This window comes from Pontimicrobium aquaticum (genome assembly GCF_005047595.1).
In the GTDB taxonomy this organism is placed as follows: Bacteria; Bacteroidota; Bacteroidia; order Flavobacteriales; family Flavobacteriaceae; genus Pontimicrobium; species Pontimicrobium aquaticum.
The window spans coordinates 1-11,618 of sequence record NZ_SUPL01000008.1; the positions used below are offsets into that span (position 1 = coordinate 1).

Annotated in this window: 8 protein-coding genes and 1 other RNA gene; 4 read left to right on the forward strand and 5 right to left on the reverse strand. The window is 34.0% G+C overall.

The window, feature by feature from the left end; all coding sequences use genetic code 11:
• Nucleotides 1-184: 184 nt before the first annotated feature.
• Nucleotides 185-433: a helix-turn-helix domain-containing protein gene (locus E5167_RS13390; RefSeq protein ID WP_136844672.1), complete on the reverse strand. Its 249-nt coding sequence runs from the start codon at nt 431-433 to the stop codon at nt 185-187.
• An 842-nt stretch (nt 434-1,275) separates the two neighbouring features.
• Between E5167_RS13390 and E5167_RS13395 the strand changes: the two genes are divergently transcribed.
• From E5167_RS13395 to E5167_RS13405, 3 genes are all read left to right on the forward strand, one after another.
• Entirely contained in the window at nt 1,276-4,332 is a 3,057-nt protein-coding gene (locus tag E5167_RS13395; protein ID WP_136844673.1) for a SusC/RagA family TonB-linked outer membrane protein, read from the forward strand.
• A gap of 16 nt (nt 4,333-4,348) precedes the next feature.
• Nucleotides 4,349-5,779 (forward strand): RagB/SusD family nutrient uptake outer membrane protein, encoded by a 1,431-nt coding sequence (locus E5167_RS13400; RefSeq protein WP_136844674.1) that lies wholly within the window; start codon nt 4,349-4,351, stop codon nt 5,777-5,779.
• Between the two features lie 79 nt (nt 5,780-5,858).
• A complete protein-coding gene (locus E5167_RS13405; RefSeq protein ID WP_136844675.1) occupies nt 5,859-8,147 on the forward strand; it encodes a zinc-dependent metalloprotease in 2,289 nt (762 codons plus the stop codon).
• Between the two features lie 439 nt (nt 8,148-8,586).
• Here the strand turns inward: E5167_RS13405 and ssrA are convergent.
• Nucleotides 8,587-8,985, reverse strand: a transfer-messenger RNA (tmRNA) gene (gene ssrA / locus E5167_RS13410).
• A gap of 108 nt (nt 8,986-9,093) precedes the next feature.
• Between ssrA and E5167_RS13415 the strand changes: the two genes are divergently transcribed.
• The gene (locus tag E5167_RS13415; RefSeq protein ID WP_136844676.1) at nt 9,094-10,296 is read left to right on the forward strand and encodes an NAD(P)-dependent oxidoreductase; all 1,203 of its coding nucleotides are present in this window, start codon (nt 9,094-9,096) and stop codon (nt 10,294-10,296) included.
• 71 nt (nt 10,297-10,367) lie between these two features.
• Here the strand turns inward: E5167_RS13415 and E5167_RS13420 are convergent, their stop codons facing one another.
• The 3 genes from E5167_RS13420 to E5167_RS13425 all read right to left on the reverse strand — a co-directional run bounded on the left by E5167_RS13420 (nt 10,368) and on the right by E5167_RS13425 (nt 11,606).
• Nucleotides 10,368-10,559 carry a cold-shock protein gene (locus E5167_RS13420; RefSeq protein ID WP_136844677.1) on the reverse strand — a complete coding sequence of 64 codons (192 nt, stop codon included), beginning with the start codon at nt 10,557-10,559 and terminating at the stop codon, nt 10,368-10,370.
• Between the two features lie 129 nt (nt 10,560-10,688).
• Nucleotides 10,689-10,811, reverse strand: coding sequence for a hypothetical protein (locus tag E5167_RS15570; RefSeq protein ID WP_262709589.1), 123 nt, complete (start codon nt 10,809-10,811; stop codon nt 10,689-10,691).
• 57 nt (nt 10,812-10,868) lie between these two features.
• On the reverse strand, nt 10,869-11,606 hold the full coding sequence (locus E5167_RS13425; RefSeq protein ID WP_136844678.1) for a DUF6090 family protein: 738 nt from the start codon (nt 11,604-11,606) through the stop codon (nt 10,869-10,871).
• Between the last annotated feature and the right edge of the window lie 12 nt (nt 11,607-11,618).

An 11,618-nucleotide genomic window follows, 5' to 3' on the forward strand; every position in this document is an offset into this window, starting at 1 on the left:
TTCCTGATAGGTTGACAATACACAAAATCCAGTCAATCCTTAATCTAAACGAACAATTTTTTCTGATACGATATTCCGAAAACCGAAGTTGAATGTCAAAAAGTAACTCCGATGGCATACAACTCGTTATATAATAACTTTTATTACATTTATACGGATGAATAGATGGGATAAAACAAGTTTTCTAGTTTTGTTTATCTATTTCAATCTCAAAATCTAATAATTCTTTTGGTTCCAGATTTAAACCTTGCGAGATTTTTAATAAAGTTCTAAAAGTGATATTGGTTTTACCTTTTTCTATTTTACTAAAATCACTAGGATCGATATCACATAGAGCATCCATCTCTTCAAGAGTATAGTTTTTGTTCTCCCGCAGCTCTTTTACCTTTTTGCCGAATGTGCCCAAAAATTTATTTAATTCATCAACATTCATCGCTTAATATTTTAAGTCAAGTTGATATTTATTCAAAAAACTTCTTTGGGGATATATCCCCAATTTGTATTTTTTTCTTATATTAGCTTCCAATAACATATATTTGCGATTCTTCGTATAAAAAATATTTGAAGCTGTCGCTTTGAGTCTCTGTTAGAAAACTGGTAATTTTTGCAACGAGATGATAAGTAGATTGGCTCACGACCTAGGCGTGAGCTCTCTTATCGTTGCACGGTATACCAGTACCCCTAACAGGTAAGTTGAGTTTCACGCTTTTTTGCGTCTATACATTTTAGCATAAACTTCACTTCTCTTAGCATCGTTTTCGTTTTTTTAGAATAGCAAACATGGTTTTAAACTTTAATTAGAATGCAACACACATTTTGTAGAACAAAATTTAAAGTGCCTATTCAACAGTTTCACGAGTTGGAAGTTTCTGTGTTAGACATTCTCTTCAAGAAAAAACCAAAAGGCCCGATATAGGCATTTTTGTTATGGGATTGACGTTACACACCATTTTCGGATTACGCAATTCACTTTTTATCCCATAATCCACGATTCATCATTTTTAGGTATCCGAACCAAGGACGTATTAATAGCTTAATACAACAGTGCAATTTAGCCTTGGAGAGACTCTGTTTTGAATAGGTTGATAACTACTTTAAAACATAACAGAGTTCATCTAAGGTTAAAGAGCACACCATTAACATTTTAACTAATAAAATAAAAACTTGCCTATGATTAAACACTAAAAAACAACAAAACCTCCTAATTAACTTTTGCACGGTTCATAGGAGGCTTGTAATGATTAAACAAATTAATGTTCAACTTAATTCAAAATTATGAAAAATAATTATATAAGTAAGGGTAGGCGTCTCCTATTCTATACTTTTTGTTTTGCACTTACCCCATATTTTACAAACACCTTAAACGCCAAAAATGTTTTGGATTTGCATGTTTCTAATAAATTCAACATTCAACAGAATGAAGTTTATGGAACTATAACAGACACATCAGGAATGCCTATAGTTGGTGTTCACGTATTTTTACAAGGAACCAAACATGGTGTGGTTTCGAATATAGACGGTCAATTTACAATCAAAGCCCAAAAAGATGATATTCTCGTTTTTTCTGCAATTGGTTTTATAAGTAAAACTGTTACCGTAAATGATATTGGAGAGCTCAATATTCAACTTCTGGAAGATGTCACTCAACTCAATGCTGTTACGCTTAATGCGGGATATTATTCTGTAAAAGAAAAGGAGCGTACTGGTAATATTGCAAAAATTAGTGGTGTTACTATAGAGAAACAACCCGTGATTAATCCTATGGCGGCAATGCAGGGACATATGTCAGGTGTAAATATTGTACAAAATACAGGTGTTCCTGGAGGAGGTTATAATATCGATATTCGGGGTAAAAATTTCATAAACGGAATAACCGATCCTTTATTTATTATAGACGGCGTGCCTTTTAGCTCACAATCCTTGGGATCGGTAGATGTTTCTGGTCAGATAAATGGAGGGAATATAAGTCCTTTGAATGCCATAGATCCAGCAAGTATTGAAAGTATTGAAGTATTAAAGGATGCTGACGCTACAGCTATTTATGGGGCTAGAGCGGCAAATGGTGTGGTACTTATTACGACCAAAAGGGGTAAAGTTGGTAAAACCCAATTCAAAGCAAATTTGAGCAGCACAATTGGTCAAGTCTCTAACTTTTTGGAATTGATGAACACCGAACAGTATTTGGAAGTACGAAGAGAAGGAATTACAAATGATGGTTTTGGTCCCTTTCTGGATAATCCGGCATTCGATTTTATTTGGCCGGATATTAAATCTTGGGACAATACACGCTACACCAATTGGCAAAAGGAATTAATTGGAGGAACAGCGTATCGTAATAACGCACATTTATCGGTATCTGGAGGAAGTACCCAAACGAAGTTCTTAATTAGTGGTACATACCAAAAAGAAACAACGGTATTTCCTGGAGACGCCAATTATAAAAAGGCGTCAGTACATAATAATATAAATCATCAATCCAATGATAACCGATTTAAAATAAATTTGTCCACAATTTATACCAACGAGAAAAATTTATTACCCAGGTCAGACTTTACTAACTTGGCATATACTCTAGAGCCCAATGCACCTAGGATATATGATGATGAGGGTAATTTAAACTGGGAGGGTAATACTTGGAATAACCCTTTGGCTTCCCTTGAAGAAATTTATCAAGTAAAAATTAATACCCTAATTACTAATGCAGGAGTGTCCTATAAGGTATTTCCAAATCTGGAAATAAAAACCAATTTAGGTTTCAATACATATGATTTGGAATCCTATAGGACATTACCAAGTGTGGCTAGAAACCCAAGCCTTGGTTTTACACCTCAAAATTATTCATCCATAACTACAAACAACTCTAAAAGACAATCTTGGATTTTAGAACCACAATTGAATTGGAATAAACAATGGGATAATGCAAAACTCGAAATATTATTAGGATCAACGTTTCAAAGAGAGAATACCGAGCAATTTGTCCAAAAGGGAACTGGTTTTCCGAATAATAGTTTAATTCTTAATCTATCAGCAGCAGAAACATTAGAAGTTATAAATGATATGGATAGCGAGTATAGCTATCAAGCATTCTTCGGGCGAGTAAACTTGAATTGGAACGACAAATACATTCTTAATCTTACTGGGCGTAGAGATGGATCCTCCAGATTTGGTCCAGATAGAAAGTTTGGAAATTTTGGAGCGGTTGGAGTTGCTTGGCTTTTTTCAGAAGAGAATATTTTTAACGATAGTCCCATTTTGAGTTTTGGGAAACTACGTGGTAGTTTCGGTACTACTGGAAGTGATAATATTGGTGATTACAAATTTCTTGATACTTATAACGTCACAGGGTTTGATTATGATGGTACGACAATATTGGAACCTACGGGAATTTTTAATCCTCTCTTCGGTTGGGAAGCGAACAAAAAATTAGAAGCTGCTATAGAGCTTGGGTTTTTCAATGATCGCTTGCTCTTGAATACATCTTGGTACCAAAATCGCTCTTCAAATCAGCTTATTGGTATTCCATTGGCTGCGACAACTGGCTTTCCTGAACTAACGGGTAACTTTGATGCTACCGTCGAGAATACTGGTTTTGAGGTGGATTTACGCACCGTAAATATCAAAAAGAAGAATTTTAAATGGACTACAACATTTAACATTACAGTACCAAAAAATAAATTATTGAAATTCGACGGTCTGGAAAATTCCACATTTGCTAATAGATTTGTAATAGGAAAACCTACTACCATAGTAAAGCTCTACAACGCTCTAGGTGTAAATCCAGACACTGGAAAATATGAGTTTGAAGATTATAATAATGATGGTAGTATTAGTAGTTCAGACGACAGGCAATGGGTTGAAGATTTGGCTCCTAAATTTTATGGAGGCCTTGGAAATACTTTAAGCTATAAAAATTTAACCTTTGATTTTTTCTTTCAGTTCAAAAAACAAAAAGCATTTAATGAACTGGCTTTTAGTGCAACTCCAGGATTTAGAGGCAATGCTCCTGTACGATTACTGGATCGTTGGAAACAACCTGGAGACTCAAATCCAATTCAAATGGCCACTGGAGGATTGTCTTTTGGTGAAGACACTGATGGGCTTCAAAGAAGAAGTAATGCAGCTATATCTGATGCTTCCTTTATCAGGCTGAGAAATGTATCATTAAATTATAGAGTTCCCACAATAGACAAGGGGCTTGATATAAATGTGTATTTGCAAGGACAAAACCTGTTGACTTTTACAAAGTACAAAGGTCCAGATCCAGAACAACCTTCAAATACCAGATTACCACAGTTGCGACAAATTTCCCTTGGACTTCAAATAGGGTTTTAATTTAATACTTAAAATTATGAAATATATAGAATACACGAAAAATAAAAGAAGCTCATGGTTTACTATTTCTTTAATAAGAAATAAAATATTAATGAGGTTATCACTATGCTTATTGTTAATTGGGTTAATATCATGTTCAGATTTTGTAGAAGTTGACCCACCAAAAAATATACTGATTTCAGAAACGGTTTTTAATGACCCTGCAACGGTTGAATCTGCCTTGGCAAATGTGTACTTTCAAATGCGTGAACAAGGTATGATTTCAGGAAATTTCGGTTTAACTACCTTAATGGGCATTTATAGTGATGAGTTAGATTATTATGGTTTCGATCAGAATTCATCCGAATTATATCATCATAATGTAACTACTTCTAACCCAAATATTATGGGTTGGTGGAGTAATGCTTATAGTCTAATATACGCTGCCAATGATATTATTGATGGAGTAGAAAATTCAAACACATTAAATCTAGGCGAAAAAGAACGTTTTAAGGGGCAAGCCCTTTTTGTTCGTGCATATGTTCATAGTCTATTGGTTTCTTTATATGGGGATATTCCCTATATAACTACTACCAATTATTTAGAGAACAATTCTGTAAGTCGAGAACCTCTAAATGTTGTATTTGATAATATAATATCGGATCTTAGAAATGCTATAACGCTTTTGGAGAATACAGATGTAATAGGTGAAAAAGTATTGCCAAATGAATATGCGGTGAAAGCCTTATTGGCAAGGATATATTTATACACTGAAAACTGGGAGATGGCAGCGTCACTGTCAACAGAACTCATAGACGCCCATAATTTAGAGTCAGATTTAAATGATGTTTTTCTTAAAGAATCTAGTGAAACACTATGGCAGTTAAAGTCAGGTGATAACCCAAGAAATACTCATGAAGCCAATCAGCTAATTATTCAGTTTATACCAGGACAACAATATGCTTTAACAAATGAATTGTTAGCTGCTTTTGAACCTGGAGATTTACGTTTAGAAAATTGGACGAGCAGTACAACTAGTACAGATGGTACCATTACCTTGCACTTTGCTCATAAATACAAAGCAACTTTAGCTGAAATGGAGCCAAAGGAATATTCCATTGTTTTTCGATTAGCCGAACAATATTTAATACGTGCCGAAGCAAGAGCGAAGCTCGGTAATATTGTTGGCGCTCAACAGGACCTAAATACTATAAGGAATCGGGCAGGTTTGTCAAATACATTGGCTAACACAACTAGCGATTTGTTGGACGCAATTTTACAGGAACGACGAGTAGAATTATTTACAGAGCAAGGCCATCGCTGGTTTGATTTAAAACGAACTGATAATGCAGAATCAGTTTTAAGTTCTGTAAAGCCTAATTGGAAATCTACTGATGTGTTATTTCCAATTCCTGAGGCCGAAATAGAGATTAATCCCAATTTATTACCTCAAAATTCCGGTTACTAAATAGACATAGATACTGTGTTGGCTAATTCTCCCAACTGGGAGAATAGTCGACAAATGAATCTTCTTAAAAAATAATGCTATGAAGAATTTCATGATAATATGGTTTTTGACAATCAACGCTTTTGGGTTTTCTAAGAACTTTAATAATAAAACAACACTTAATGAGGGAGACAAAACGGAAGTATTTTTAACCTCATTTGTAAAAGATGATCAGCTCTTTTTGAATATACCGGATCAGATTTTAGAAAAACCAATGATGTTTGTGAGACATGATCAAAGTTTTGATTATAAATATTTACAGGTTGTTTGGTCGTTATCTAAAGATAAAATCTTGTTAAAAGTCCCAAGGATACAATCAAAAGCGGGGACAATAATTCCTTTGGAGAACAGTCCATCTCTTCAAGAAAATATACTGGCTGTATTTCCGATAGACAAAAAAAGCAATAGTTGGAAAAGTAACTGTATAAACATTACAAATTTAATTTTGAAAGAAGAGATACAGTGGACTCCTAGTTTTAGTGAGATCATAGTGCCGAAACTGTCTTTTATTCAAGATGTAAAGAACTTGAACAACGAGGTTATTATTAAATCGAATAGAGGTTTGGTTAGGAATAATTCTAAGGTGTCAGTGCCTGTATATTTTGGTTTTTATGCTTTGCCCCCAGTAATGGAGGCTAGGCGATTTGATTATCGTATGGGTTTTTTTAACGAAGAAAAAAGTAGCATTAGTTATGATACCAAAAATAGTATAGCAAGTATAACTAGATGGAGGTTAGAGAAAAAGTATAAAAACAAGGACGTTAGCGTACCAATTAATCCCATAACTTTTGTTATTTCCCCTAAAATTCCGAAAAAATGGAGACCCTATGTTAAGTTGGGTATAGAAGAGTGGTTGCCAGCATTTGAATCGGCAGGTTTTAAAAATGCATTAGTTGTCAAAGAAGTTGAGACATTAAATAATTGGGATAATCACAGTTTAAATAACTCAATTGTACGATGGGGAAATAATCGAAATGTTAGAGGTTCAGAAAGTAATAAAGCTTCCACTATTTCTGAATTAGTTGACCTTAGATCAGGTGAAATTTTGAAATCGGATATACTGATTCGCACTTCTTATCAAAGCCTTGCAGACGGTTACTTTATTAGATGTGCTCCATTGGATAAACGTGCTCTTGAATACCCGTTTCCAGATGATCTAATGGGGGAATTAATCCAGTCTTTGGTGGCTCATGAAGCTGGTCACGCCTTTGGTATAATGGATAACAACTATGGAGAGTACAGTTATCCTTTTGAAAAAATGAGAGACAAAGCATGGTTGGAAAATATGGGGCATACCCCGAGTATAATGACCTATGCTAGGCATAATAACATAGTCCAACCGGAGGATAGTATTCCTCCATCATTATTAATACAAAAAGTTGGTCCAACAGATTTTTATAACATTCAATGGGCCTATACATCATTTCCAAATGTAAGCTCATCTCATGAGAAGGAAATTGAATTAGAAAGAATTATAAGATTGCAAGATTCCATTACATGGTATAGATACAATAGTAGTCAAAACGAAATAATTGGGCCGGCATCCACAAATGAGGTCGTCGAGGATAATGACCCAGTAAAAAGTACCAAAATGGCATTAAAGAATTTAAAACGTGTAATTGAACTTCTTCCCAAAGTCAACGCAGACCAAAAGGACAATGCGAGATTGGAACGGCTTTATGAAGAATCCTTAGATCTATGGTATCATCATATGAGACATGTTGTTTCGCTTATAGGGGGATATGATATACACCATAAGTCTATAAGTCAAGGTGGAAGTATATATACTCCAATTGCTCTAGAGCTTCAAGAAGAAGCAATCGATTTTTTGATTTCGAGTGCGTTTAGTCCTCCAAAATGGTTGGTGAATCCAGAGTTTGCCTCAAAAATTAATTACTCAACCTATCCTGATAAGATATTGGAATATCAACAAAAGCTATTGTTGGAACTATTAAGGTCACAAAGGATGAAAAGGTTTGAGCAAATGGAAAAAACGAAGGGATATGAAGGTGTCTCAAAAAAGTATATATCACGATTTCAACTAGGGTTATTTAAAGAATTATATGATAAGGTGATAGTTGTAGATCCAAGAAAACAGGAAATTCAAAGTACTTATATCGATAAGTTGATTTGGATTATTTCAGAGGATCGAGTGAATTTTAACTCTAATAAAAAAATGCATACCTACACTGATTATTCTAGAGGAATTTTTATGAGTCAATTAATGTCTTTAAAAAAGAATATTGAAAAGAAACTGAAAAAAAACAAAGGCGAAGTATCTGTAGGGCATTGGAAATTATGTCTTAATAAATTAAAGAAGGTGTTGTAAGTATTAAGGATTCGGGAGTGTCCAACTCATTTGGACGAACTCAAAAAAATAGGAAGCTGTTGAATATTGCTTGCCTATGTTTTTAATTTTATTTTTTGAATTAGTCAGGAAAAGGTGTCTTTTATTAAGACACCTTTTTGCATTGTCCAGCCAATTGTTTATTGTCTTTCGAACAACGGGATACTCAATCCTTGATCGTCAAACACATCGAATCCGTTATATTTACATGTTATGGATCCTTGTGTTGGACAGTTGGTCCCTCCAGGAACTAACGTGGCACCTAAGATTGCGATTCGGTGTCACTTAAAAGATGTGTTCAACTGACACCGAATTAGCCCCTTTTTGTTTGACTTTTTATAATGCAAAATGATGGTATTTAAAATTAAAAACCCTGTAAATCAAATATTTACAGGGTTTTCGTATTGAGATGATACTCAAAAAGTGGAGTCGCCGAGAATCGAACTCGGGTCCAAACAAGTAACCAAAGAGCTTTCTACACGTTTAGTCTATTCTTGGGTTTTAGTCTGCAAGCTGGTAACAGACCACCTACTTACAACTTAGCTTTTAAATCTCGAAAGTGTACTAAAGCATTACACCATCTTAGTTAATATTTACGATGCCTCTATTAAGAACGCCATTAACTAAGGCTTTCTGGAGACATTTAGCTTGCACACCTTGTGTGCCGTGGCTTGAAACTTACTATAATTCAGTTATTAAGCAGCTAAAGCGTAGTTATTCTCGCCGTTTAAAAGTTTGACCTAGCCTTTAACGTGTTTCAAAGTCATTACACGACGTGCTTACTGTTTCATTAATCTCGCTGTCAAAACCAGTCGACCCCAATATTAATTACTTTTCCAAAATAGGAAAGAGTTGCGAAGTTACAAAAAAAGTTGTGCAACAGCGTAAATCCTCTTATTTTCGTGCAAAATTTATACCAATTTAGTTTATGAAGTTTGCAATCATAAAAGAGCGTAAAAATCCACCAGATAGACGTGTTGTTTTGTCTCCAGAAAAGCTCGCTGAAGCAAGAGAACAGTTTCCACAAGCTGAGTTTATTGTAGAATCTAGTGATATTCGCATTTTTCCTGATGAAGCTTATAAAGCTTTGGGTTTTGAAGTTACAGACGATGTGTCAGATTGTGATGTCATGATTGGTGTAAAAGAAGTGCCAATTGAGAATCTAATTCCGAATAAAAAGTACTTCTACTTTTCGCATACTATAAAAAAACAACCTTATAATCGTAAGTTGCTTCAAGCTATGCTTAGCAAAAATATTGAGATGTATGATCATGAAACCATTATAAAGAAAAACGGAGCACGCCTTATTGGTTTTGGTCGTTATGCAGGATTGGTCGGCGCTTACAATGGTTTTAGAGCTTTAGGGTTGAGAGATAACTTGTTTGATTTGCCAAAAGTAGAAACCCTTGCAGACCTAGATGAGGTCAAAGCAGAATTAGACAAAATAACGTTACCAAATATTAAAATACTACTAACTGGAACAGGCAAAGTAGCTCAAGGCGCAAAAGAAATTCTAGATCATTTAAAGATTAAAGAAATTAGTGATGCCTTGTATTTAACTTCTAAATTAACTGAACCTGTTTACGTTATGGCAGATGTTATGGAGTATGCCAAACGTAAAGATGGTAAAGTTGGTGACAAATACGAATTTTACAAAGATCCTTCAGATTATGAAAGTAATTTTATGCCTTATGCCAAAGAAACGGATGTTTTTATAGCAGGTCATTTTTATGGTAATAATGCACCTTATTTATTTACAAGGGATGATGCTAGGCATCCAGATTTTAATATCAATTTAGTGGCAGATATCTCATGTGATGTAGATGGACCTGTAGCCTCTACTTTAAGGGCATCTACTATAGCAGACCCTTTTTATGGCTACGATCCGCAAACTGAAAGTGAAGTAGCTTTTAACGCAAAGAATGCCATAACGGTCATGGCTGTAGATAATTTACCATGTGAATTGCCAAAGAATGCCAGTGAAGGCTTTGGAGATATGTTTTTAGAACATGTGCTCTCTGCATTTTTTAATAATGATGAAAGAGGTATTTTAAAGCGAGCAAAAATTACTGAAAGAGGAAAGTTAACAGAACGATTTAAATACCTTCAGGATTATGTTGATCAGGAGTAATAGTTAATCGTTTTGAACAAAAAAGCCTATCAAAATTTGATAGGCTTTTGTAATAAAAAATTGAGAATTTATTAGATAACTTTAACGTTTACCGCGTTCATTCCTTTTTTACCTTCTTTTAGTTCAAATTCCACATTATCTCCTTGGTTAACCTCATCGATTAATCCTGAGATGTGTACAAAGTACTCTGTGCCTGAACCTTCTTCTGTAATGAAACCAAAACCTTTGGTATCATTGAAGAATTTTACTGTTCCTGTATTCACTATAAATAATTAATAATTTGTACAAAGATAATGTTAATAAATTAGCTTTTGGCTTTTTAGTACATTAATTTTTTGTAAAGTTTTCTAATTATGGTTAAATTTTTAAAGTTTCATCATGTTTTCATATAGTTATTCCTCGTTGTTATCTTCTTTATTTTCTTTACGTAGTTTAATATAACCTGTTACTAAGCGCATGCCTAATCTTGCAAAGAGTATGATGGCAATAACCATAACGATGTCAAATCCGTTCATTGCATTTTATTTAAGTATCAAATTACGGATTTTGTTTTTATGTTTGAGATAATGTATTTATTGTTTAGTAAGTTCATTGTCAATTAAACTAATAAGTTTTTCTGATAGTGTTTTCATTCCATCTAATTGACCATTCATAACCGTAAACTCATACACAGCCATAACAAAACCGTTTTTGTGTTTGATGCTTTTTAAAATATCCTCAAAATTAGCTCTTGGTAAGGTAGTATTTTCACCAGCTTCACCATTGCTAACGTCATAAGTAAACTTTTTTGTAACCGGATTTAAGTCAATCATTCTAAAAGAGGGCTCATAAAGGAGTAATTCAGAATCAAAGCGAAAATGTTCTTCTTCACCCTTCAATTCTTTATAAAGTGCATCTAAATTGAGTAAGCTGTTTTTAATGGAATCGTTTGAAATTAAAGCTAGGTTGCCAGAGTTGGTTAGCTCTAAAAAGGTGTTATTAATTTGATAGAATTTTTTCCAGGTGTATACATTTACACAGTTATTGCTAAAGTCACTAAGGACTGTTAATGGTTTGCCCTCATAATATTCTAATATAGTGTTAGCCGATTTAATTTGACTATTTCGAGTATCAATAAACGTATTTATATTAGTTATATTAAGAAGTAAGTCATTCTTAATGTTTTTAAGATAATGTAGCTCTTTAATTCTTTCTTTATTTGCCTCGTTATTGTTGTTGATTTGTAAAGCTATAAGGATGCCAATAACCACCAGAATAATTTCGCCAATGGCGTAAAGTAGGTATTTGTTTACTCTGTTTTCTTTTATCATGTTTTGGCGAAT

Bases quoted from the DNA above. Each gene is read 5' to 3' on its own strand.
- E5167_RS13415 (WP_136844676.1), top strand. From the start codon at position 9,094: ATGAAGTTTGCAATCATAAAAGAGCGTAAAAATCCACCAGATAGACGT.
- E5167_RS13400 (WP_136844674.1), top strand. From the start codon at position 4,349: ATGAAATATATAGAATACACGAAAAATAAAAGAAGCTCATGGTTTACT.
- E5167_RS13395 (WP_136844673.1), top strand. From the start codon at position 1,276: ATGAAAAATAATTATATAAGTAAGGGTAGGCGTCTCCTATTCTATACT.
- E5167_RS13405 (WP_136844675.1), top strand. From the start codon at position 5,859: ATGAAGAATTTCATGATAATATGGTTTTTGACAATCAACGCTTTTGGG.
- E5167_RS13390 (WP_136844672.1), bottom strand. From the start codon at position 433: ATGAATGTTGATGAATTAAATAAATTTTTGGGCACATTCGGCAAAAAG.
- E5167_RS15570 (WP_262709589.1), bottom strand. From the start codon at position 10,811: ATGAACGGATTTGACATCGTTATGGTTATTGCCATCATACTCTTTGCA.
- E5167_RS13425 (WP_136844678.1), bottom strand. From the start codon at position 11,606: ATGATAAAAGAAAACAGAGTAAACAAATACCTACTTTACGCCATTGGC.